This is a genomic window from Arhodomonas sp. SL1 (genome assembly GCF_052060015.1).
Taxonomy (GTDB): domain Bacteria; phylum Pseudomonadota; class Gammaproteobacteria; order Nitrococcales; family Nitrococcaceae; genus Arhodomonas.
Window position 1 is genome coordinate 452,918 of record NZ_JBPODZ010000001.1, and the last position, 22,547, is coordinate 475,464.

At 67.9% G+C, this 22,547-nt stretch carries 20 protein-coding genes; 9 read left to right on the forward strand and 11 right to left on the reverse strand.

Annotated features, from left to right (window positions below):
* The first annotated feature begins 61 nt into the window (after positions 1–61).
* The 4 genes from ACQ754_RS02125 to ACQ754_RS02140 all read left to right on the forward strand — a co-directional run bounded on the left by ACQ754_RS02125 (position 62) and on the right by ACQ754_RS02140 (position 3,464).
* Positions 62–1,186 carry a PA0069 family radical SAM protein gene (locus ACQ754_RS02125; protein ID WP_440995334.1) on the forward strand — a complete coding sequence of 375 codons (1,125 nt, stop codon included), beginning with the start codon at positions 62–64 and terminating at the stop codon, positions 1,184–1,186.
* Between the two features lie 10 nt (positions 1,187–1,196).
* The gene (locus tag ACQ754_RS02130) at positions 1,197–1,580 is read left to right on the forward strand and encodes a DnaJ family domain-containing protein (RefSeq protein ID WP_440995335.1); all 384 of its coding nucleotides are present in this window, start codon (positions 1,197–1,199) and stop codon (positions 1,578–1,580) included.
* Positions 1,581–1,692: 112 nt separating this feature from the next.
* Positions 1,693–2,319 carry a hypothetical protein gene (locus ACQ754_RS02135; RefSeq protein ID WP_440995336.1) on the forward strand — a complete coding sequence of 209 codons (627 nt, stop codon included), beginning with the start codon at positions 1,693–1,695 and terminating at the stop codon, positions 2,317–2,319.
* Positions 2,320–2,342: 23 nt separating this feature from the next.
* The gene (locus ACQ754_RS02140; protein WP_440995337.1) at positions 2,343–3,464 is read left to right on the forward strand and encodes a GGDEF domain-containing protein; all 1,122 of its coding nucleotides are present in this window, start codon (positions 2,343–2,345) and stop codon (positions 3,462–3,464) included.
* On the opposite strand, the gene ACQ754_RS02145 is transcribed toward ACQ754_RS02140, so the two are convergent.
* The 6 genes from ACQ754_RS02145 to ACQ754_RS02170 all read right to left on the reverse strand — a co-directional run bounded on the left by ACQ754_RS02145 (position 3,424) and on the right by ACQ754_RS02170 (position 10,580).
* Positions 3,424–4,350 (reverse strand): esterase/lipase family protein, encoded by a 927-nt coding sequence (locus ACQ754_RS02145; protein WP_440995338.1) that lies wholly within the window; start codon positions 4,348–4,350, stop codon positions 3,424–3,426. The two genes, ACQ754_RS02140 and ACQ754_RS02145, sit on opposite strands and share 41 nt — an antisense overlap.
* 89 nt (positions 4,351–4,439) lie before the next feature.
* Positions 4,440–7,193, reverse strand: coding sequence for an aconitate hydratase AcnA (acnA, locus tag ACQ754_RS02150; protein WP_440995339.1), 2,754 nt, complete (start codon positions 7,191–7,193; stop codon positions 4,440–4,442).
* A gap of 154 nt (positions 7,194–7,347) precedes the next feature.
* Positions 7,348–7,965 carry a high frequency lysogenization protein HflD gene (gene hflD / locus ACQ754_RS02155; RefSeq protein ID WP_440995340.1) on the reverse strand — a complete coding sequence of 206 codons (618 nt, stop codon included), beginning with the start codon at positions 7,963–7,965 and terminating at the stop codon, positions 7,348–7,350.
* The gene (mnmA, locus tag ACQ754_RS02160) at positions 7,952–9,061 is read right to left on the reverse strand and encodes a tRNA 2-thiouridine(34) synthase MnmA (protein WP_440995341.1); all 1,110 of its coding nucleotides are present in this window, start codon (positions 9,059–9,061) and stop codon (positions 7,952–7,954) included. Before mnmA ends, hflD begins: the two co-directional genes overlap by 14 nt.
* Before the next feature lie 54 nt (positions 9,062–9,115).
* Complete coding sequence (locus ACQ754_RS02165; RefSeq protein ID WP_440995342.1) at positions 9,116–9,568, reverse strand: NUDIX hydrolase; 453 nt, start codon at positions 9,566–9,568, stop codon at positions 9,116–9,118.
* Positions 9,561–10,580: a LysR family transcriptional regulator gene (locus tag ACQ754_RS02170; protein ID WP_440995343.1), complete on the reverse strand. Its 1,020-nt coding sequence runs from the start codon at positions 10,578–10,580 to the stop codon at positions 9,561–9,563. Before ACQ754_RS02170 ends, ACQ754_RS02165 begins: the two co-directional genes overlap by 8 nt.
* Positions 10,581–10,983: 403 nt before the next feature.
* Between ACQ754_RS02170 and aceA the strand changes: the two genes are divergently transcribed.
* The 3 genes from aceA (at position 10,984) to clpA (ending at position 15,114) form a co-directional block, all read left to right on the forward strand.
* Complete coding sequence (gene aceA / locus ACQ754_RS02175; protein ID WP_440995344.1) at positions 10,984–12,279, forward strand: isocitrate lyase; 1,296 nt, start codon at positions 10,984–10,986, stop codon at positions 12,277–12,279.
* A 169-nt stretch (positions 12,280–12,448) separates the two neighbouring features.
* A complete protein-coding gene (clpS, locus tag ACQ754_RS02180; protein WP_440995345.1) occupies positions 12,449–12,769 on the forward strand; it encodes an ATP-dependent Clp protease adapter ClpS in 321 nt (106 codons plus the stop codon).
* A gap of 71 nt (positions 12,770–12,840) precedes the next feature.
* Entirely contained in the window at positions 12,841–15,114 is a 2,274-nt protein-coding gene (gene clpA, locus ACQ754_RS02185; RefSeq protein WP_440995346.1) for an ATP-dependent Clp protease ATP-binding subunit ClpA, read from the forward strand.
* A gap of 59 nt (positions 15,115–15,173) precedes the next feature.
* Here the strand turns inward: clpA and infA are convergent, their stop codons facing one another.
* The 4 genes from infA to ACQ754_RS02205 all read right to left on the reverse strand — a co-directional run bounded on the left by infA (position 15,174) and on the right by ACQ754_RS02205 (position 18,103).
* Complete coding sequence (gene infA / locus ACQ754_RS02190; RefSeq protein WP_440995347.1) at positions 15,174–15,392, reverse strand: translation initiation factor IF-1; 219 nt, start codon at positions 15,390–15,392, stop codon at positions 15,174–15,176.
* A 98-nt stretch (positions 15,393–15,490) separates the two neighbouring features.
* Positions 15,491–16,210: an arginyltransferase gene (locus ACQ754_RS02195; RefSeq protein WP_440995348.1), complete on the reverse strand. Its 720-nt coding sequence runs from the start codon at positions 16,208–16,210 to the stop codon at positions 15,491–15,493.
* The gene (aat, locus tag ACQ754_RS02200; protein ID WP_440995349.1) at positions 16,203–16,934 is read right to left on the reverse strand and encodes a leucyl/phenylalanyl-tRNA--protein transferase; all 732 of its coding nucleotides are present in this window, start codon (positions 16,932–16,934) and stop codon (positions 16,203–16,205) included. Before aat ends, ACQ754_RS02195 begins: the two co-directional genes overlap by 8 nt.
* Positions 16,931–18,103 carry a GNAT family N-acetyltransferase gene (locus ACQ754_RS02205; protein ID WP_440995350.1) on the reverse strand — a complete coding sequence of 391 codons (1,173 nt, stop codon included), beginning with the start codon at positions 18,101–18,103 and terminating at the stop codon, positions 16,931–16,933. Before ACQ754_RS02205 ends, aat begins: the two co-directional genes overlap by 4 nt.
* A 56-nt stretch (positions 18,104–18,159) precedes the next feature.
* On the opposite strand from ACQ754_RS02205, the gene ACQ754_RS02210 reads away from it, so the two are divergent.
* Positions 18,160–20,550: a DNA translocase FtsK gene (locus tag ACQ754_RS02210; RefSeq protein WP_440995351.1), complete on the forward strand. Its 2,391-nt coding sequence runs from the start codon at positions 18,160–18,162 to the stop codon at positions 20,548–20,550.
* Positions 20,551–20,561: 11 nt separating this feature from the next.
* Positions 20,562–21,188 carry an outer membrane lipoprotein chaperone LolA gene (gene lolA, locus ACQ754_RS02215; RefSeq protein ID WP_440995352.1) on the forward strand — a complete coding sequence of 209 codons (627 nt, stop codon included), beginning with the start codon at positions 20,562–20,564 and terminating at the stop codon, positions 21,186–21,188.
* On the opposite strand, the gene ACQ754_RS02220 is transcribed toward lolA, so the two are convergent.
* Positions 21,170–22,519, reverse strand: coding sequence for a replication-associated recombination protein A (locus tag ACQ754_RS02220; protein ID WP_440995353.1), 1,350 nt, complete (start codon positions 22,517–22,519; stop codon positions 21,170–21,172). The two genes, lolA and ACQ754_RS02220, sit on opposite strands and share 19 nt — an antisense overlap.
* Between the last annotated feature and the right edge of the window lie 28 nt (positions 22,520–22,547).

The window sequence follows — 22,547 nt, forward strand, 5'->3', positions numbered from 1 at the left end:
GCGGCGCCCCGGTCGGCATTGCACCCCTGCGCGGCGTCGTGGCCTTTGCTATGCTGCAACCATGGATGGAGAACATGACGGGTACGAGGATCCGGGCTCGATCCGCATCAGGCGCGGCCGCGGTGCGGTCTCCAATCCGGCCGGGCGTTTCCAGCGGCAGTCGGTGGAGGGCCTCGACGACGGCTGGCCCGGCGACGGGGAAGTTCCGGGGTCGGAGGCGCCGTCCACCGAGCTCGCCCCGGAGCGGGCACGGCGGGTAATCAGCTACAACCGCTCCCCGGATATCCCCTTCGACCGCTCCATCAATCCTTACCGGGGCTGTGAGCACGGCTGTATCTATTGTTACGCCCGTCCGAGTCACGCCTACCTGGATCTGTCGCCGGGCGTCGATTTCGAGACCCGGCTCCGTTACAAGGAGAACGCCGCCGAGCGCCTGCGCGCCGAGCTGGCGGCGCCCGGCTACCGTCCCGCACCCATTGCCCTCGGCGTGAATACCGATGCGTGGCAGCCGGCCGAACGCCGGCTGGGCGTCACCCGGGCGATCCTGGAGGTGCTCCAGGAGCACCGCCACCCGGTGACGGTCATCACCAAGTCCGGCCTCATCGAGCGGGATATCGAGCTGCTCGCCGAGATGGCGGGCGACGGTCTGGTGCATGCCTGTGTGAGCGTGACCACCCTGGATGCGGGGCTTCACCGGCACCTGGAGCCGAGGGCAGCGGGGCCGGCGCGGAGGCTGAAGATCATCGAGCGTCTTGCGACCGCGGGTATCCCGGTAGGGGTGATGGTGGCCCCGGTGATACCGGCGATCAATGACCACGAGCTCGAGGCCATCCTCGCGGAGGCCGCCGACCGCGGCGCCCGGGATGCCGGCTACGTCGGTCTACGTCTGCCCCACGAGGTGGCGGGGCTGTTCGCCGATTGGCTGCGCGCCCATTACCCGGATCGGGCGGAGCATGTGCTCAGCCTGATCCGCCAGAGCCACGGTGGCCGCGCCTACGATGGTGGCTTCGGGACGCGAATGCGGGGCCAGGGGCCCTTCGCCGCCCTGCTCGGGCAGCGCTTCCGGGTCGCCTGCACCCGTCACGGGCTGGACCAGGCAGGCCCGGTGCTGGAGACTACCGGCTTTCGCGTGCCGCCGCGCAGGGGCGATCAGCTGGGGCTTTTCGGCGACGACGACGCCGGATGAGGGGGTGCCGATGGATCTCATGGAACAGATCGCGGAGCAACGCCTGCAGGAAGCGGAGGCTCGCGGCGAGTTGCGAGGCCTGGCCGGCGAAGGGGCACCTTTGCCGCTGGATGAGGATCCGATGATGCCCGAGGAGTTGCGCATGGCCTACCGCGTACTGCGCAACGCCAATTGCCTGCCCCCGGAGCTCGCCCAGCGCCAGGAGATACGCCGCCTCGAGGAACTGCTGGCCCATGTCGATGATGCGCACACCGGCGCCAGGGATGAGGCACGCCGCCGGCTGACGGCGTTGCGGGTCAGCGTGGAGGCGCGCCGCGGTGGCACGGCCCCGCTATGGGCGGACCCGGCCTATCAGGAGCGGCTTGCCCGCCGCATGGACCCAGCGAAGGAGTGAGCTCGAAGGATCCGTGATAGCCTGGGTTTGACAGCGCGCCGGTAGCCGCTGCTACCGTTCGCTTTTCGCCGGGCCACGGCCTGCGGTTTCTGCAAGCATGAGGCGATTCGTTATGTTGCATTGGAAGGGTTCCCCCATCCGGAGCGGCCTGCTGGTGGCCGCAGGTGCGTTGGCACTGGCATTGACCCTGCCCGCCGTGGCCCAGCAGGGCCAGGGCGGCGGTGCCGGGGCTCAGGGCGGCGAGGGCGCAGCGATGCAGTCCCGCGCCCAGGTCCAGGAACTGCGTCAGCAGCTGGCGGAGATCCGGCAGGCCGCCCTGGAGGCCAATCCGGAGCTGGAGCAGGAGCGCCAGGCGCTGCGGGACTCCGTTACCGAGGCCGTTCGTGCCGAGGGCGTCGATCCCCAGGAGGACGTGGGTCGTCTGCGCGAGATCGCGGAGAAGCTCCGCGGCGGGGAGGTCGAGGGCGAGGAGCAACAGGCCCTGACCGAGGAGTACCAGCAGACCCGCCAGGAGCTCCTGGAGGCCCGGCGTAAGGCGCTCTCGAACGAAGAGATCCGAGCCTCGCGCACGGAGTTCCAGGAAAAGCTGCTGAACGCCATGAAGGCGGAAAACGCCGACACCGAGGGGCTCATCGAGCAGTACAACCAGGCGCGCATGCAGCTCCGCCAGCAGATGCAGAACCAGCAGGGTGGCGGCGCGGGGATGCAGCCCGGCCAGGGTGATACCGGCGCCGAGTAATCGAGGTCGGCGGGTACAGTCCCATGGACCGCTTCGGGCTGTTCCCCGAGAACGACCCCTACCAGCAGCTGCGACTGAAACGCTTCCTGATGGCCACCCTGGTGTATGGGGTGGCCATTGGGTTGAAGGCGGTGTATGCGCAACAAGGCCTGATGGCGTGGCGCTCCTGGGCAGGTCTGTCGGCAGCCATCCTCGTCGTTAATCTGGTGCTCTTTGCCATCCTCCGTTCCGGGCGCAACGAGCGCCTGCGGGACCCGAGCCTCACCGCCGTCCAGATGGTGCTCGCCTGCCTGCTGATGATGGCCACCCTCTATCTTGCCGATGGGGCGCGGGGCGCGTTGCTGCTGCTGTATCTGGTTCTGCTGATGTTCGGTGTCTTCCGCTTGCGCAGCTGGCAGTTCACCGCCCTCGGCGTGCTGGCGCTGCTCTGTTACGGCGGTGCCATCCTGGCGCTGTTTTTCACGCGCCCCGCGGCAGTGGAGCTCCAGGAGGAGCTGCTGCAACTCGCGGCGCTGACCGTCATGATCCCCTGCGGGGGCTATTTCGCCGGTTATGTGGACGATCTGCGCCGCCAGCTCAAGGGCCGGCAGATCGATCTGCAGCGTGCCCGGGAACGGGTCCATGACCTCAGCGTCCTGGATCCGCTGACCGGCCTGACCAATCGCGGGACCCTGGTGAGTGCGGTGGCCGAAGAGGTGGAGCGGGGCCACCGGCTCGAGCAGCCATTGGCCCTGATCCTGCTCGATCTTGACGGTTTCAAGGCGATCAATCGGGAACACGGCCACGAGGTGGGGGACCGCATCCTCCAGCAGGTGGCCGAAGCCCTCGGCGAACGGCTGCGGGCCATCGATACCGTGGGCCGATACGGTGGCGAAGAATTCCTGGTGGCGCTGCCGGATATGGAGGTGCGAGAGGCCGAACGCCAGGCCGAAGCGCTGCGCCGGCGCCTCCAGCGATGCCGGCCCTCCGATGAGGAGGGCATGCCGGCGATCACCGTGTCCGTGGGGGTGGCCGAGCTGCACGAAGGGGAAGGCACCTGGGACCTGATCGGTCGGGTCAGGGCCGCCGCGGATACGGCTACCGAGCGCGGTGGCGACCGTGTGGTCACTGCGGAGGAGGATCGTGCGCCGACGACCCCCGGCTAGCGGCGGCGATGGCATCGAGGACCGGCCGACGCCAGCCAAGCAGCAGATGACCGGACTCGATCACTCGACGTTCACGGGCCTGTAACGGCAGGGCGCTGTCCCAAGGCCGGATCAGCTCGTCCTGGCGGGCCGCCATCGCCGTGAATCCGCCCGCGAGTGCCCCGTCCGCCTCCAGTGACCGAAGCCAATCATTGCCCGGGCGTAGCTGCCTGCCATTGTGGCCCCATGCCCGGCGCGCCAGCGCGGTCCCGCGATGGGGAGTCGCAAGCGTGAGGACGAACCGGGTGGTGGCGGGCAGCCCGTGGCGACGGTGGCAGGCGCGGATGATCAGCCCCCCCATGCTATGGCCGACCAGGACGAATGGACGACCAGGGTAGCGCTGTACCTCCCGGGCCAGTACCGCGTGCAGCGCGTCGGCCTGCTCATCAATGCTCCCGAAGGCGGGTTCCAGGGTCGGGGGTGGCAGGACAGCCACACCACGGCGACGCAGTCGCCACCAGGCCGGTAGCCAGTAGCCGCCGTTGCAGCAGTAGCCGTGGACGAGGATCACGAGCGGGGCCTGCTTGTCCCCGGGGCACGGCAGGTGGCGCCGGAGCAGGGGGTAGACCATCGCTTGCAGGGGGCCGTGGGTGAGGGTGAGCGCCAGCCATTCCCCGGCCAGCGCGAGCACAGTGGGGCCCGCGGCCAATCGTGGCGCCGATGGGTCGCGATGCCGCGCCAGCACGAACGCCGTGATGACGTAGGCGGCCCGCCCGGCGAGGGCAACCCCCACCAGTGCGATGACGACGAGGCCGAGCTCTGCGCCGCCGGCGATCGCTGTGGCGCCCGCCACCACATAGATGAGCAGCTCCAGGGCGATCAGCGCCCCCTCCAGCCGTGCCACCATCACTGCCTTTCCCTGCCGCCCATAGAAAGGCCCGCCCCCTTGCGGGTGGCGGGCCCTGTCGCGTGCCGGGGCGCCGCGTGGGGCTCAGCTCACGCGGCCTGGCCCTTGCTCGCGAGCTGGCGTAGCACGTAGTGCAGAATGCCGCCGTGGCGGTAGTAGTCCCATTCCGTGGGCGTGTCGATGCGCACTTCCGCCTCGAAGGAGGTCTCCTTGCCGTCCGTGCCGCGGGCGGTCACCTGCACGGTCTCCGGCTCGCCCTCCACGCTGCCGATCTCGAAGGTCTCCTCGCCGGTAAGGCCGAGGCCCTCGACGCTGTCACCGTCCTTGAACTGCAGCGGCAGCACGCCGAAGCCCACCAGGTTGGAGCGGTGGATGCGCTCATAGCTCTCGGCGATCACCGCGCGCACGCCCAGTAGCCGTGTGCCCTTGGCCGCCCAGTCGCGGCTGGAGCCGGTGCCGTACTCCTTGCCGGCGAGGACCACCAGCGGTGTGCCGGAGTCCTTGTAGCGCATCGCGGCATCGTAGATGCTGATCTGCTCGCCGGTGGGGAAGTACGTCGTCCAGCTACCCTCGGTACCCGGTGCCAGCTGATTCTTCAGGCGCACATTGGCGAATGTGCCCCGCATCATCACCTCGTGGTTGCCCCGGCGCGAGCCATAGCTGTTGAAGTCCACGGGCTCGACGCCCTGCTCCTGCAGGTACTTGCCCGCGGGGCTATCGGGCTTGATCGCGCCGGCCGGGGAGATGTGGTCGGTGGTGATGGAATCCCCCACCTTGACCAGGCAGCGAGCACCGGAGATGGCGCCGAGGCCTTCCGGTTCCATGGTCATACCCTCGAAGTAGGGCGGGTTCTTGACGTAGGTGGACGCCGGCCACTCGTAGATCTGGCCCTCGGGTACCGGCAGCTGCTGCCAGGTCTCCGAGCCGGCGAAGACATCGGCGTACTTCTCCCGGTACATCTTGGAGTTGATCTTGCTCTCGATGAGCTCCGAGATCTCCTTCTGCGACGGCCAGATGTCCTTGAGATAGACGTCGTTGCCGTCCTTGTCCCGGCCGAGGGGCTCGCGGTCGAGGTCCTTGGCCATGGAGCCGGCCAGGGCGTAGGCGACCACCAGCGGCGGCGAGGCCAGGTAGTTGGTGCGCACGTCCTGGTGGATGCGGCCCTCGAAGTTGCGGTTGCCCGAAAGCACCGAGGAAACCACCAGATCGCCCTCGCGGATGGCGCTCTCGATGGCATCGGGCAGCGGCCCGGAGTTGCCGATGCAGGTGGTGCAGCCGAAGCCGACCACGTAGAAGCCCAGCGCCTCGAGGTGGGGCAGCAGGCCGGCATCGCGGAGATAGGCCGGTACCACCTGGGAGCCCGGGGCCAGGGAGGTCTTCACCCAGGGCTTGGTCGTTAGGCCGCGCTCGTGGGCCTTCTTCGCCAGCAGACCCGCAGCCACCAGCACCGCCGGGTTGGAGGTGTTGGTGCAGGAGGTGATGGCGGCGATGACCACGTCGCCGTGCTTGAGCCAGTGCCTCTCGCCGTCCAGCTCAAACTCCACGGCCCCCGTCTCGTGCCAGTTCTCGTTACCCGGTGCCGAATGGCCACCCTCGCCCTCGAAGCGTTCCTCCTCGCCGTTGGCGGGCAGGGCATGGTGGCTCTCCACCTCCTTCTCCAGGGTGTTGTGGAAGGCCTTCTTGGCGTCGGTGAGGGCGATGCGGTCCTGGGGCCGTTTGGGGCCGGCGATGCTCGCCACCACCTCTCCGAGGTCCAGTTCCAGGGTGTCCGAGTATTCCGCCTCGCGGGCGCCGGTCTCCCGCCACAGCCCCTGGGCCTTGGCATAGGCCTCCACCAGATCCAGGTTCTCCTGGTCACGGCCCGAGAGCTCCATGTAGCGCAGGGTCTCGGCATCGATGGGGAAGATCCCGCAGGTGGCGCCGTATTCGGGGGCCATGTTGCCGATGGTGGCCCGGTCGGCCAGGGGCAGATTGTCCAGGCCGTCGCCGTAGAACTCGACGAACTTGCCCACTACGCCCTTCTCGCGGAGCATCTGGGTGACCGTAAGCACCAGGTCGGTGGCGGTGGCGCCCTCGCGGAGGCTGCCGGTGAGCTTGAAGCCGATCACCTGGGGCACCAGCATGGTGATGGGCTGGCCGAGCATGGCCGCTTCTGCCTCGATGCCACCCACGCCCCAGCCGAGCACGCCGAGGCCATTGATCATGGTGGTGTGGGAGTCGGTGCCCACCAGGGTGTCGGGGTAGGCCTGGACCCGGCCATCGAGCTCCTTGGTCATCACGCCCTTGGCCAGGTACTCCAAGTTGACCTGGTGGACGATGCCGGTGCCCGGCGGCACGACGCGGAAGTTGGAGAAGGCCTTCTGGCCCCAGCGCAGGAACTTGTAGCGCTCCTCGTTGCGCTTGAATTCGATCTTGGTGTTGAGATCCAGCGAATCCGGCTTGCCGAAATGGTCAACCATCACGGAATGGTCGATCACCAGGTCCACCGGCTCGAGGGGGTTGATCAGCTCCGGGTCCCCGCCGAGGCCCTGCATCGCGTCGCGCATGGCGGCGAGGTCGACGATGGCGGGCACACCGGTGAAGTCCTGGAGCACCACCCGTGCCGGCGTAAAGGCGATCTGATCGGAGGGCTCCGCCTTGGCGTCCCAGCCGAGCAGTGCCCTGACGTGATCAGCGGTCACCGCCTGGCCGTCCTCCTTGCGCAGCAGGTTCTCGAGCAGGATCTTCAGCGAGTACGGGAGGCGGTCGACGTCGTTCTCGCCCTTGAGGGCGTCGAGACTGTAGATCTCGTAGTCCTTGCCGCCGACCTTCAGCGTGGATCGGGTATTGAAGCTGTTGCTCATTGTCCCTCCCAGTGCGTTTGCGGGCAGTCGAGCCCCGGATCCTGGCGCTCAAGTCCATGCCTGTGCCGGGCGCTGGCGCACTGCTTGTCCGTTGGATTTGCTAGCCGAAAGCGCAGGCTATGATACACGACGAGGCTATTGATGTGGCAGTGCATCAGGCTTCGGAAAGCAGGGCGCGGGCGCTGTCGATGAGCTGGCGCCTGCCGAGGAGTAGGCGCAGCCGTGAGCCGCCGGCGCGCCGCCACAGCGCCGCGGAACGCAGCGCCGAGAGCAGCAGCGCCCGGATGGCGGCGGCGTTGCGCGGGTCCTCAAGATGGGCGCGCTCGCCGGACACCATGATCCGAGGACGCACCTCGCTGACCGTCTGGCTGTAGAGGTCACCGAGGTTGTGGAGCACATTGTCATGGATGACGGAGCCGAAGTACTCGGCCTGCTCGGCGGCACCGCGCAGGCCGGAAACCATTTTCTGGAACCGGCGCCGGTCCCGGGCGAGGCGGCGCTCGAGGTGCAGCACGGTGACCAGGTAGCGGGTGAGCTCCGCCTCCCGTGGCTGGTTGAGGTGATCCACCAGAAGTCGCAATCCTGGGGCGAGGGCCTCCCGGGAGCCGTAAAGCATGGTCAGGTCCCCCTCCAGGCGGCCGAGCAGCGCGCGCAGGCAGGGTTCCATGCGCCGAGTGTCGCCGTGGCCGTGACTGGCGATGGCGCGGACCTGCTCCAGGGCCTGGAGCACACCGGCGAGCGCCAGGGCCTGGTCGGTATCACGCGCTGGCACGTTCGGCTCCCCGGGCAAGGCGCGTCGCGATGATGCCGCCGCCGAGGCAGCGGGGCCCGTCGTAGAGCACGATCGATTGACCGGGCACCACCGCGCGCTGCGGCTCGTCGAAGAGCACGCGCAGCCGGGGTCCCTCGGGATAGACGACGCACGGCTGATCCGGCTGACGATAGCGGGTCTTCGCGCTGCAGCGCAGGGGTGCCTGCGGCCCATCTCCGTCGACCCAGCACAGCTGCCCGGCGGTCAGCCCCGCGCTCAATAGCAGGGGATGATCGTGGCCCTGGGCGACGACCAGGCGGTTTCGGGACAGGTCCTTGTCCACTACATACCAGGCCCCTTCGCCGTGCCCAGCCCGGCCCCCGAGGTCCAGGCCGCGGCGCTGGCCGAGGGTGTAGAAGGCCAGACCCAGGTGCGTGCCGATAACCTCGCCCTCCGGGGTGACGATCTCCCCGGGCTCGGCGGCGATGTAGCGGCCGAGGAAGGCCCGGAAGTCACGCTCGCCGATGAAGCAGATGCCCGTGCTGTCACGCTTGTCGAAGTTGTCGAAGCCGGCGTCCTCGGCAAGCGCCCGCACCTCGCGCTTGTACAGCCCGGCCAGGGGGAAGACGCTGCGGGCCAGGCGTTCCTGGTCCAGGGTGTAGAGGAAGTAGCTCTGATCCTTGCCGGGATCGGCACCGCGCAGCAACGTGTAGCGGCCGCCCTCGCGACCGACCCCGGCGTAGTGCCCGGTGGCGACGCGGTCGGCGCCAAGGCGCAGGGCGTGATCCAGGAAGGCGCGGAACTTGATGCGCTGGTTGCAGAGGATGTCGGGATTGGGGGTGCGCCCGGCTCGGTATTCGCGCAGGCAGTGCTCGAAGACCTCAGCACGGTACTCCCGCGCGAAGTTCGCCTGATGTAGCGCGATGCCGAGGGTGTCGCAGACCTGACGGGCATCGGCGAGGTCCTGCGCGGCGCTGCAGTGGCTGTCGGAGTCATCGTCCTCCCAGTTCTTCATGAACAGGCCCTCGACCCGATGGCCTGACTCGAGCAGACGCAGTGCCGCCACTGCCGAGTCCACGCCCCCGGAAAGGCCCACGATGATGCGCTCGACACTCACGATTGCCGTCCCGTCCCCGCTATGCGCTGGCTGCGGTGAAATGGTAACACGCGCTTATGGCAGATCCTGGAGCAGCCCCAGGGGGTAGAGCGCGCCCCGGAGATAGTCCTCGACGCTGCGCAGGACCATGGGGCTGCGCAGGCGCTCGTGCTCGGCGGCGATCTCTTCAGCGGTCAGCCAGATGGGGCGGTGGATGTCGGGATCCAGGGACCGCTCCGGGTGGTGGGTGACGCACCGCGCCGCAAAGGTGGTGCGCAGGAAGGTGAGGTCCTTGCCGGGATGCCGCCAGCGATAGATCGCGATGATTCCCTCGGGCTCTACGTGGTAGCCCGTTTCCTCAAGGACCTCCCGGCTCATCGCCTCGGTGAGCCCCTCGTCCGGCTCCAGGTGTCCGGCCGGCTGGTTGAGCCGCAACGCGCCGTCCACCCACTCCTCTACCAGCAGGAACCGCTCGCCGCAGCGGATCACCGCCGCCACCGTCACCCGCGGCCGCCAGGGCTCAGTCATTGTGCGAGGGCGCCCCGGCCTGGTCGGCGGCGACAAAAACGTTCTCGCTTACGCTGGCCGTGGGGCTCTCCCGCAGGGCCTGCTCGTCGGCGAAGAAATCCGGTTTCATCAGCTCGATGAACCGCCGTGCCTGTGCGGAAAGGAACTTCCCGCGCCGGCTCATGACCCCGTAGGTCCGCCGTGGGAAGATTTCCGGGAGGGAGCGCACGGCGATCCGCTCGGCACCGGTCAGGCAGATGTTGCTGGCGATGGCGATGCCGAAGCCGAGCTCCACGTAGCGCTTGATGATCTCCCAGCCCCCCACCTCCAGGCGGACTCGGTAGGGCACGCTGTGCTGCTGGAAAACCAGATTGATCAGCCGCCAGGTGGTGAGCTGCCGCGGGGGCACGATCAGCTGTCCGTCGGCGAGATCCTCCAGGGTGATCACCGGCTTGGTCGCCAAAGGGTGGTCCTCGGGGGTGATCAGTGACAGGCCGTAGGAGTAGACCGCCCGGTAGTTGATATCGTCCGGGAGATCGAGCATTGAGCCCACGGCGAAATCCACTTCATCCTGGCGGATCGCCTGGCACAGCTCGCGGCCCTGGAGATTGTGCAGCTTGACATGGACTTCGGGGTACTGCGCCATGAACGCGCGGATAAGGTCCGGCAGGATGTAGAGGGTGGTGCTCTCGCCGGCGGCGATGTCGAGGCGCCCGGCATGGAGGTTCTGGCTGCGCGCGGCGAAGCGCTCGGGCAGGGCGTCGACGCCCTCCACCAGGGGCTGGGCGAGCTCGTAGAGGGTCTCACCGTCCGGGGTCAGGCGAATCCTCGGGCCACGGCGCTCGAACAAGGTGATCCCGAGCTCGCGCTCCAGCGCCTGGATCTGCAGGGACACCGACGGCTGACTCAGGAACAGCCGTTCCGCTGCCCGCGAAATGCTCCCGGACTGGGCCGCGAAGCAGAAGGCACGCAGTTGCTTGATGCGGTTATGCTTATAGTAAATGCGGCCAATGCCGTCCGCGCCCTCCGCCAAACCGATGCCCCGCCAAAGAAATTGGTAAAACCAATAGTAAATATTGTGTAAATAGGGTTGTCAAATGTTGCGATGCGGCATTATGCTGCAATCGCGTCGCCCGGGCCGTGGGGCTGAACAATGGGCTCGCGGCGGCGCGCCATCGATGGCCGTCGGGCTTGAGGCGTCGACACGACGCCGATAACGGCCATCGGTGACCCGTCCTGCCGGATCCGGCCGGGCGGGTGGGCCGTCCGCCTTCGGGTGGCGCCATTGTCGAGCGGGTGGGTAGCGCGAACCGCGCACCCCAGGGCCCATCGACCCGGCCAGCAGCCGGTATGGCGCCACACACCGAGGGCCCGGTAAACGACGACCTGAATCGACGCGGACCCATGGGGTCCGGCCTTAACGGGAGGCGATGCAAATGACAGACAAGCAGACGGCGATCCGCGAACTCGAGCGCGACTGGGCGGAGAATCCCCGCTGGAAGGGCGTGACCCGCCCGTATACGGCCGAGGACGTGGTGCGGCTGCGGGGCTCGGTGCAGATCGAGCACACCCTGGCGCGGCTTGGCGCGGACAAGCTCTGGAACCTGATCCAGGACGAGGAGAACTACGTTAACGCCCTTGGTGCCCTCACCGGCAATCAGGCCATGCAGCAGGTCAAGGCGGGCCTTAAGGCCATTTACCTGTCCGGCTGGCAGGTCGCCGCGGACGCCAATCTGGGCGAGACCATGTACCCGGACCAGTCGCTGTACCCGGTGAATTCGGTGCCGTCGGTGGTTCAGCGCATCAACAACGCGCTGCTCCGCGCCGATCAGATCCACACCGCCGAGGGCGACGACAGCGTCGACTGGCTGGCCCCCATCGTGGCCGACGCCGAGGCGGGCTTCGGCGGCGTGCTCAACGCCTTCGAGCTGATGAAGGCGATGATCCGGGCCGGTGCCGCGGGCGTGCACTTCGAGGATCAGCTCGCCGCGGTGAAGAAGTGCGGGCACATGGGCGGCAAGGTGCTGGTGCCCACCCAGGAGGCAGAGCAGAAGCTGGTGGCGGCTCGCTTCGCCGCGGACGTGATGGGCGTGCCCACCCTGGTCGTGGCACGTACCGACGCCCTGGCCGCGGACCTGATCACCAACGATGTGGACGAGCGTGACGCGCCGTTCCTCACCGGCGAGCGCACCGCCGAGGGCTTCCACCGCACCAAGGCGGGCGAGGATCAGGCCATCGCGCGCGGGCTCGCGTACGCGCCGTTCGCCGACCTGATCTGGTGCGAGACCGGCAAGCCGGACCTGGAGTTCGCCAAGCGCTTCGCCGAGGCCGTCCGCAAGGACTACCCGGATCAGCTGCTGGCCTACAACTGCTCGCCGTCGTTCAATTGGCGTGGCAACCTGGACGAGAAGACCATCCGCAAGTTCCAGAATGAGCTTTCGGCGATGGGCTACAAGTTCCAGTTCATCACCCTGGCCGGTTTCCATAGCCTGAACTACTCCATGTTCACCCTGGCCAAGGGCTACAAGGAGCGGCAGATGGAGGCCTACTCGGAGCTCCAGGAGGCGGAGTTCGCCGCGGAGGCGGACGGCTACACCGCCACCCGTCATCAGCGGGAGGTGGGCGCCGGCTACTTCGACCAGGTCACCCAGGTGGTCCAGGGCGGCGTGTCCTCGGTCACGGCCATGAGCGGCTCCACCGAGGAGGAGCAGTTCAAGACCGCTGCCAAGTAACGCGGCAGCGGCGTGACCCTGCTAGGAGCCCGGCGCCGGTGAGGCGCCGGGCTCTTTCATTTGGGGCGACGGAAGGCGACGGCGCGCGATTGGTTAGCGCACGGGGACCTTTTAAAATCGTCGTATCAGGTCCATATCCACGGGCGCACACAGACAGGCTTCAGGTGCGATGAGCGAGCATAACGACCCCCGCAAGGAAGACGATGTCTCGGTAGAGACGGCGAAGCCGAAGCTGAAGCGGCCGCCACTCTACCGGGTGGTGCTGCTCAATGACGATTACACCCCGATGGACTTCGTCGTCGAGGTGCTGCAGACGTTCTTCCGGATGGACCGCAGCCAGGCGACCCAGGTGATGCTGCATGTCCATACCCGTGGCAAGGGCGTCTGTGGGGTGTACAGTCGGGATATCGCGGAGACGAAAGTCGAGCAGGTGATGGACTATGCGCGCACCCACGAGCATCCGTTGATGTGCACCATGGAACCGGCATGACAGGGGGAACCTGCCGCCGGCCTGCGGGTCCAATATGCGAGACCGCCACGAGGGCGATCGGGTGAGGGCACATGTTGAGTAAAGAGCTGGAATTCACCCTGAACCTGGCCTTCAAGGAGGCACGGGAGAAGCGGCACGAATTTCTCACCGTCGAGCACCTACTGCTGGCGTTGACCGACAACCCGGCGGCGCTGGAGGTACTGCGTGCCTGTGGCGTGGACCTGAATCAGCTGCGCGAGGAACTGGAGGCCTTTCTCGAGGAGACCACCCCGCTGCTGCCGCCGGACGATACCCGCGAGACGCAGCCGACGCTGGGCTTCCAGCGCGTGCTCCAGCGCGCCATCCTGCACGTACAGTCGTCGGGGCGTAAGGAAGTGACAGGGGCCAACGTACTGGTGGCCATATTCAGCGAGCAGGAGTCCCAGGCGCTGTATCTCCTGCACAAGCAGAACGTCTCCCGCCTGGACGCGGTGAACTACATTTCCCACGGGATCTCCAAGGTGCCAGGCGAGGAGGGCGCCAACGAGCCCGATTCTCCGAAGGAGGACGAAGAGGAGACGGTGCAGGAATCGGGACAGAAATCACCCCTGGAGAGCTTCGCCACGGATCTGAATGCCCGGGCGAAGAAGGGTCGCATCGACCCGCTGATTGGCCGGCGCCATGAGATCGAGCGCACGGTCCAGGTCCTCTGCCGCCGGCGCAAGAACAACCCGCTGTTCGTCGGCGAGGCCGGCGTGGGCAAGACCGCGATTGCCGAGGGGCTGGCGCGGCTCATTGTCGAAGGCGATGTCCCCAGCGTCCTCTCCGACGCCAAGATCTACGCCCTGGACCTCGGGGCCCTGGTCGCCGGCACCAAGTACCGTGGCGATTTCGAGAAGCGGCTCAAGGGACTGCTGGCCCAGCTCCAGAAGGAGCGCCACGCCATTCTGTTCATCGACGAGATCCACACGATCATCGGCGCGGGGGCGGCATCCGGCGGCGTCATGGATGCCTCCAACCTGATTAAGCCGATGCTGGCCAGCGGCGAGCTCAAGTGCATCGGCTCGACCACCTACCAGGAGTATCGCAGTATTTTCGAGAAGGACCGCGCGCTGGCGCGGCGCTTCCAGAAGATCGATGTCTCCGAGCCCACGGTCACGGAGACGGTCCAGATCCTGCGCGGGCTCAAGGATCGCTTCGAGTCCCACCATGGGGTGAAGTACACGCAGCCGGCATTGGAGGCCGCGGCGGAGCTGTCGGCACGCTACATCACTGATCGACGACTGCCGGACAAGGCCATCGACGTCATCGACGAGGCGGGGGCCAATCTGCGGCTGCTACCGCCTTCCCGTCGCAAGAAGACCGTGGGGGCCTCCGACGTCGAGACCATTGTCGCCAAGATTGCACGTATCCCACCGAAGCGGGTGTCGAACTCGGATATGCGCATGCTCGAGTACCTCGAGCGTGACCTCAAGCGCAACATCTACGGCCAGGACGAGGCCATCGATACCCTCGCCGCGACCATCAAGACCTCGCGGGCGGGGCTGCGGGACACCGGCAAACCGGTGGGCTCGTTCCTGTTCGCCGGGCCGACCGGTGTCGGCAAGACCGAGGTCACCCGCCAGCTCGCCGAGCAGATGGGTATCCACATGGTGCGTTTCGACATGTCCGAGTACATGGAGCGCCACACGGTCTCCCGCCTGATCGGTGCGCCCCCGGGCTACGTGGGCTTCGATCAGGGCGGGCTGCTCACCGAGGAGGTGATCAAGCATCCCCACGCGGTGGTGTTGCTCGATGAGATCGAAAAGGCCCATCCGGACGTGTTCAATCTGCTGCTCCAGGTCATGGACCATGGCACGCTCACGGACAACAACGGTCGCGAGGCGGACTTCCGCAACGTGATCCTCGTGATGACCACCAATGCCGGGGCCGAGGAGCAGAGCCGCCGATCCATCGGCTTCACTACCCAGGATCATGCCAGTGACGGTATAGAGGCGATCCGTCGTACCTTTACGCCGGAGTTCCGCAACCGTCTCGACGCCGTGATCCAGTTCAATCCGCTGGCGCCGGCGGTGGTGGAGCAGGTGGCGGATAAGTTCATCCGTGAGCTGCGTCATCAGCTCGCCGAGAAGAAGGTGTCTATCGAGATCACGGACGGCGGCCGGCGCTGGCTCGCCACCCACGGCTATGACCCCAAGATGGGGGCCCGGCCGATGGCGCGGCTCATCCAGGATCGCATCAAGCGGCCGTTGGCCGATGAGCTGCTGTTCGGGCGACTCACCCAAGGTGGTCAGGTGGTGGTGGATGCCGACGAGGGCACCGACGAACTGAGCTTCGAGATCAGCGAGGCCGCGGTGGCGGAATAACGGCAGGCCGCCGAGACGCCATGCGGACGGCGTCGGCGGCGGCCCCGGCAGGGGCGGGGTCAGCGGGCGCGGTAAACGATACGCCCCTTGTTGAGATCGTAGGGCGTGAGCTCCACCGTCACCTTATCGCCACGCAGTATCCGGATATAGTGCTTGCGCATCTTGCCGGAGATATGGGCAGTGACTTCGTGGCCATTCTCCAGCTCGACGCGGAACATGGTATTGGGGAGCACGTCGATCACCGTGCCGTTCATCCGGATATTGTCTTCCTTCGCCATTCAGCCCCTACTCGTTTTGCCCAGGGAATGCGCCCGCCGTTGGGGAGGGCGTCAAATCCGGTATGGTACCGAATCGCGCCCGGCCGCTCCAAGTACAATCACTCGTGGCGATGCCAGTCCCCGTCGGGGCCGAAACGCTCGTGGGGGGTGAAGCCGCTCTTGTAGCACATCGTCGGCGCCTCGGCGATCCAGTAGCCGAGGTAGAGCCAGGGCCGCCCCAGCCCCTGGGCCCGTCGTATCTGGCGGAGTATGGCTAGGGTGCCCGGGCCGAGGTGCCCATAGGCCGGGTCGAAGAAGGTGTAGACCGCCGACAGGGCGTCGGGGGTGCGGTCGGTGATGGCGACGGCCACGAGTCGGTCGCCATCGCGAAGCTCCATGAGCTCGGTGTCGCACCAGGGCGCGAAGGCGAAGCCCGCATAGTCCGCCGGACCGATGGTGCTCATACCGCCACCGGGGTGGCGCGCGTCGACATAGCGGCGGAATAACTCATAGTGCTCGTCGTGGTAGTCTCCGGGGAGGACGTGGGCCGCCAGGTGCTCGCCGGCGCGCAGGCAGCGCCGGTGCCGCCGACGCGGACGGAACACGTCGACCGGGATGCGCAGGCTCTCGCAGGCGTTGCATCCGGGGCACATGGGCCGGTACACGATGCCGCCGCTGCGGCGCAGGCCCAGGGCCAGCAGCCGACCGTAGAGGGTCGGTGACAGTGGCGCCTCAGGGTCGATAAAGGCGTTCCGTGCGGTTCGCCCCTCGAGATAGGGGCAGGGTTCGGTGGCGCCGAGATAGATCTGCATCCGGCGCCCGCGCTCGTGGCTATCCATGGGCCTCGCCGGCCAGGGGGGAGACGCCGCCGAACCGCCAGGGGCCATGGACCTGATGGCGTTGCCGGGCCTGCCGGAGTGCCGCGAGGAATTGTCGACGGGGCCAGTCCTCGGCACCGAGGCGCCGGAGGTGATCGGTGGGCAACTGGCAGTCGAGGAAGTCGAACCCCCATGCCGCAAGCTGTTGCGCCAGCCGCACCAGGGCCACCTTGCTGGCGTCGGTATGGCGGCTGAACATGGATTCACCGAAAAAGGCCGCCCCCAGCGAAACGCCGTAGAGCCCGCCCACCAGGGTGCCGTCCCGCCAGACCTCCACCGAATGGGCGATGCCGCGCTCGTGCAGGGTGCTGTAGGCCTCGATCATGCCCGGTGTGATCCAGGTGCCGGCCCCGTCGCGCCGTGGCGCGGCGCACCCGGAAATGACGCGGGCGAAGGCCCTGTCGAGGGTCACGCCGAACTCATCGCGGCGCAGGCGCTTGCGCAGGCTTCGGCTGACATGCACCGCACCGGGCCGGATCACCGCCCGGGGGTCCGGGCTCCACCAGAGCACGGGTTGGTCCTCGGCGAACCAGGGGAACACCCCGTTGCGGTAGGCCTCGACCAATCGGGCGGGGCTCAGCGAACCGCCGATGGCCAGCAAGCCGTTGGGCTCGCGGAGGGCCTGCTCCGGGTCGGGGAATGGCGTGCGGTCATCGCCGGGTGCGATCCACGGTACTCGGGTCATGACGGCGACGCGGGTTGCTGGCGATACGGTCCGGCCATTGTAAGTTCCTCCGCATAGGCCTTCACGGCCGGGCGCTCCCGGGCCAGGAAATCGGCCACCGCCCGGTGGAACGCCGGCTCACGGAGGTGATGCAGGGAGTGGGTAAGTACCGGCAGGAAACCCCGCGGGACCTTGTGTTCGCCCTGGGCGCCCGGCTCGAAGCGCTGCAGCCCCTCGCGGATGCAGTACTCGATGCCCTGATAGTAACAGGTCTCGAAGTGCAGGCAGTCGATTGCCTCGTCGCTACCCCAGTAGCGGCCGTACAGTGTGCCCGAATCGCGGAAGCAGATGGCCCCGGCCACGGGCCGGTCCCCGCGCTCGGCGACGAACAGCACCATCCGCCGACGTAGCCGCTCGCCGAGGGCGCGGAAGCACTCACGGCTCAGCACCGGCACATTGCCGCGCTCACGGAAGGTGTTGCGGTAGAATCGGTGGAGGTCCGCCCAGAGCGCGGCATCGGCCTCGTCGCCGTGGAGGACGCGCAGGCGGATCCCGGCCTGCTCGACGAGGCGGCGTTCGCGGCGTATGTTCTTGCGCTTCTTTGCGGTCAGGTCGGCGAGGAAGGCGGCAAAGTCGGGGTAGGATCGGTTATGCCAGTGGAACTGGCAGCCCAGGCGATGCAGGTAGCCCGCCTCCGCGCCGGCCGCGGTGGCGGCCTCCGGGAGGAACAGCCAGTGCACGGAGCTTAGCCCGGTAGCATCCGCGTGTTCCCGTGTGGCCTCCAGTAAAAGGCGCGCCAGGCGGCTCGCATCCACCCCGGGGCGGGTGAGCACCCGGGGACCGGTGGCCGGGGTCCAGGGGATGGCGACCACCAGCTTGGGGTAGTAGTCGAGGCCGTGGCGGGCGTGGGCATCCGCCCAGGCGAAGTCGAAGACGAACTCGCCCCAGGAATGATCCTTCAAATAGGCGGGGGCAGCGGCGAGGATCCCGGCAGCGTCGCGCAGCACCAAGTGGTGCGGCGTCCAGCCAACGGGGTCCCCCACCGCGCCATGCTCCTCGAGGGTGGCGAGGAATTCGTGACGGAGGAACGGGTAATCGCTGCCGTCGAGGGCATTCCATTCCTCCGGCGCCACCACGTGTAGGTTGTCCACTACCTGCAGCGCCGGTTGGGACGTATCATTTTCTCGCATTAATAGATGGTTAGACGCTAAACTTCTAAACGTACCTAGATTCAGGGGCCATTGCCGTGGCGAAGGCGGAGACCACCTCCAATCCGGGCCTGCCCTGGGGGCAGCATATCAGCCGTGGCCTCCGTGAGGCGGCGCTGCTCATCCTGCTCGCCATTGCGGCCTTCCTGCTGCTGTCACTGGTGAGTTATGACCCGCGGGACCCCGGCTGGAGCTATACCACCGCGGCCGCCGAGGTTCACAACGCCGGGGGGAGGGTGGGTGCATTCTTCGCCGATTTGAGCCTGTTCCTGTTCGGCTATCTCGCCTACCTGTTCCCGCTGATGATCGTCTTCGCCTCGGCCCTGGTCTGGCAGTGGCAGCGCCGGGAGGGGCGGATCCACTGGGGCGTGTTCTCCCTGCGCCTGGCCGGTTTCGTGGTGACCGTGCTGGCTGGCACCGCAGTGGTGACCCTGCACTTCGCGCCGGTGCCGGGAACGGTGCCATTGAGCTCGGGGGGTATCGTCGGGGCGCTGGCGGCCCGCGCGCTGGAAGAGGCGTTCAGCTTCCCGGGGGCGACACTGCTGTCGCTGGCGACCCTCGCGGCAGCGGTGACGGTGGCTACCGGGCTGTCCTGGGTGCGTCTCGCGGAATGGCTGGGCCGGGGGCTGTTCTCTCTCGCCGCCGGCCTGCGTGAGCGGCTGCAGGGGTTTGCCGCGGCGCGGCGCGCCCGGCGGGAGCGGCTCGAGGCACTCGCCCCGGCGCCTGTGCCGGCACCGGAAGCCGGGGCCCGTCCCGGCGCGGCGGGGCGCAAGGGCAAACGTCGGGGTGGTGGCAGCCGACGGGCCCAACGCGAGCCCCGTCTGGGGGCTACGGACCCCGCCCCCGAGGAGGGTCGACAGATGGTGCTGCTCGATGAGGTGGACCCGGGGGAGGTGAGCCCCGGGGAGCTGCCCACCGCGTCGTTGCTCGACGCCGCGCCCCGGGCGCAGGGGGGCTATAGCGAGGAGGCACTGGCCGAAATGTCGCGCCTAGTGGAGACCAAGCTGGCGGACTTCGGCGTCAAGGTGGAGGTGGTTGCGGTGCGGCCGGGGCCGGTCATCACCCGTTTCGAGCTGCAGCCGGCGGCGGGCGTGAAGGTCAACCAGATCTCCAATCTCGCCAAGGACATGGCCCGGGCGCTGTCGGTGACCTCGGTGCGGGTGGTGGAGGTGATCCCGGGGAAGACCGTTGTCGGCCTGGAGATCCCCAACGAGCAGCGGCAGGTCATCGCCTTCTCGGAGATCATTCAGTCGGACCCCTTTCAGCGCGCCGCCTCCCCGCTGGCGCTGGCCATTGGCAAGGACATCGGTGGCGGCCCGGTGACCGTGGATCTGGCGAAGATGCCCCACCTGTTGGTGGCGGGCACCACCGGCTCCGGTAAGTCCGTGGGCGTGAACGCCATGATCCTGAGTCTGCTCTATCGAAACGGGCCCGAGGCGGTGCGGATGATCATGATCGACCCCAAGATGCTGGAGCTGTCGGTCTATGAAGACATCCCGCACCTGCTCGCCCCGGTGGTTACCGACATGAAGGAGGCGGCGAACGCCCTGCGCTGGTGCGTCGCCGAGATGGAGCGCCGCTACCAGTTGATGGCGGCGCTCGGGGTGCGCAACATCGCCGGCTGCAACCGCAAGATCCGGGACGCCGCGGCGCACGGCGAGCCCCTGGCTGACCCCCTTTGGACCCCGCCGCAGACGCCGGCCGCCGACGCCGGTGATCCCGATGCGGTGCCCGAGGCGCCGCGACTGGAGCCGCTGCCCTACGTCGTCGTGGTGGTGGACGAGTTCGCGGACATGATGATGATGGTGGGCAAGAAGGTGGAGGAGCTCATCGCCCGCCTGGCCCAGAAGGCCCGGGCGGCAGGCATACACCTGATCCTGGCGACCCAGCGTCCTTCCGTGGATGTGATCACCGGCCTGATCAAGGCGAATATCCCCACGCGCATGGCCTTCCAGGTGTCCTCCCGGGTGGACTCGCGTACCATCCTCGATCAGATGGGCGCCGAATCGCTGCTCGGCCAAGGGGATATGCTCTATCTCGGCCCCGAGACACGGGGTATGCCGGAGCGCGTGCATGGGGCGTTCGTCTCCGATGCGGAGGTGCATCGCGTCGCCGAGCACCTCAAGCGTAGCGGACGGCCGGACTACGTCGACGAGATCCTCCAGGAGCCCGGTGGTGACGCCGCCGGCATCCCGGGTCTCGGCGGTGACAACGCCGGCGACGAGTCCGATCCGCTCTACGACGAAGCCGTGCGGATCGTCACCGAAACCCGAAAGGCCTCCATATCCGGGGTCCAGCGCCGCCTGAAGATCGGCTACAACCGCGCCGCCCGGCTGGTCGAGGAGATGGAGGCGGCGGGGATCGTGGGGCCGCTGCAGTCCAACGGCGGCCGCGAGGTCCTCGCCTCGCCGCCGCCCCCCGCGGACTAGGAGATGCGAAAGTGAAACGATGGTACCGACTCCTGCCGGTGCTGCTGGTGCTGGCCTTCCCGCTCAGGGCCGCCTCGCCGGACGAGCTGGCCGAGTTCTACCAGTCCGTGGACAGCCTGCGCGGTTCGTTCGTGCAGGTGACCCGGGATGAGGAGGGCACGGTTTTGGAGCGCGCGGAGGGGCGCTTCGTCATCCAGCGCCCGGAGCGGTTCAATTGGCTCTACGAGACGCCCTACGAGCAGCGTATCGTCGGCGACGGGGAATGGCTCTGGGTCCATGACCGCGACCTCCGCCAGGTCACGGTACGCCCCGTGGAGGAAGTTCTCGGCGTGGGCCCGGCGCTGCTGCTCAGTGGCAGCCTCGAGGCGCTGGAGGCACGCTTTCGCATAGAGTCGGGCACCGGGGGCTGGATCACCCTGCGGCCGCGGGACGATGCCTGGGATTTCCAGTCCGTGCGCCTGCGCATGGACGATGGCCTGCCCGCCGTGGTCCGGCTCACCGATGGCCTCGGCCAGACGGTGCGCCTGGAGTTCGCGGGGCTGGAGCGTAATATCCCGGTGGAGCCGGCCGCATTCGATCGGGATATCCCCGAAGGCGTCGATGTGATCGCCCCGGAGGGCTATGATTCTTCCTCTTGACCGTTGCCGTCGTCGTCGGCGCGGCGATCGAGGGCTTGGCGCCATTCCATGAGCTCGCGGAAGCGCCGTTCTTGGCCCTGATCGCGGGGGTGAAAGAAACCCCCGTAAGGCAGATCCTCCGGCCAGCAGTCGTGGCCGCTGCCCGCGGGGTAGGCGGAAGGCTCGTCGTGGGCATAACGGTAGCCGCTACCATGGCCGAGCTCCTTCATCAGCCGGGTCGGGGCATTACGCAGATACAGCGGCACCGTGAAGTCCGGGTGCTCGCGCACAAAGGCCTGTGCGGCCTTCCACGCGCGGTCGATGGCGTTGCTCTTGGGGGCGACGGCTAGGTGGATGGCGGCGTGGGCTAGCGCCCGCTGCCCCTCATAATCACCAAGGCGCAAATAGGCATCCCAGGCCGCCATGACCAGGGGGAGTGCCCGCGGGTCGGTATTGCCCACGTCCTCGGAGGCGATGGCGGCGAGGCGCCGGGCAATGTCCAGCGGGTCGCCGCCGCCGTCTATGAAGCGCGCGATATACAGCAGCGCCGCATCCGGCCGCGAGGAACGCACCGACTTGTGCACGGCGGAGAGCAGGTCGTAATATGCATCACCCTGCTTGTCGAAGGCGCTCGCATGATGGCCGAGGACGTCCGCGAGGGCGTCCTCGTCCAGCCGCTCGCCGTCCCCCTCGGGCCAAGTGAAATCCGCGGCGCTCTCCAGCAGCCCCAGCGCCCGACGGGCGTCTCCGCCTGCCGCCCGCGCGATTCGCTGCAGCACCTCGGTAGCGGCGCGGAGACGGCGCTGCCCCAGCCCCCGCCGATCATCGGCGAGGGCGTGCTCGAGGACCGCGACGAGGTCGCCTTCGTCGAGGGGCTTGAGCACGTAGACCCGGGCACGGGAGAGCAGGGCGGAGTTCACCTCGAAGGAGGGGTTCTCCGTGGTCGCGCCGATGAGTGTCAGCAGCCCGGATTCCACGTGGGGCAGCAGGGCGTCCTGTTGGGCCTTGTTGAGCCGGTGGATCTCATCGAGGAAGAGCACGGTGGGCGTGGCGGGGGCAGCCCGGGCCCGATCCACGGCTGCGCGGATCTCACGGACCCCGGCCATCACCGCCGACATCCGCTCCAGCCGCGCGCCGGAGGCGGCGGCCAGGATTTCGGCCAGGGTGGTCTTGCCGGTGCCCGGTGGGCCCCACAGGATCATGGATTGCAACCGGCGGGCCTCGGCCATCCGGCGCAGGGGCTTGCCCGGGCCGACCAGGTGGGCCTGCCCGGCGAAGTCGTCCAGCGACTCCGGGCGCATGCGGTGGGCCAGGGGCTGATGCTCCGCGGTGGTGTGCTCGAACAGATCCATGGGATGGCACTCTACCGCGGTGCTCGGA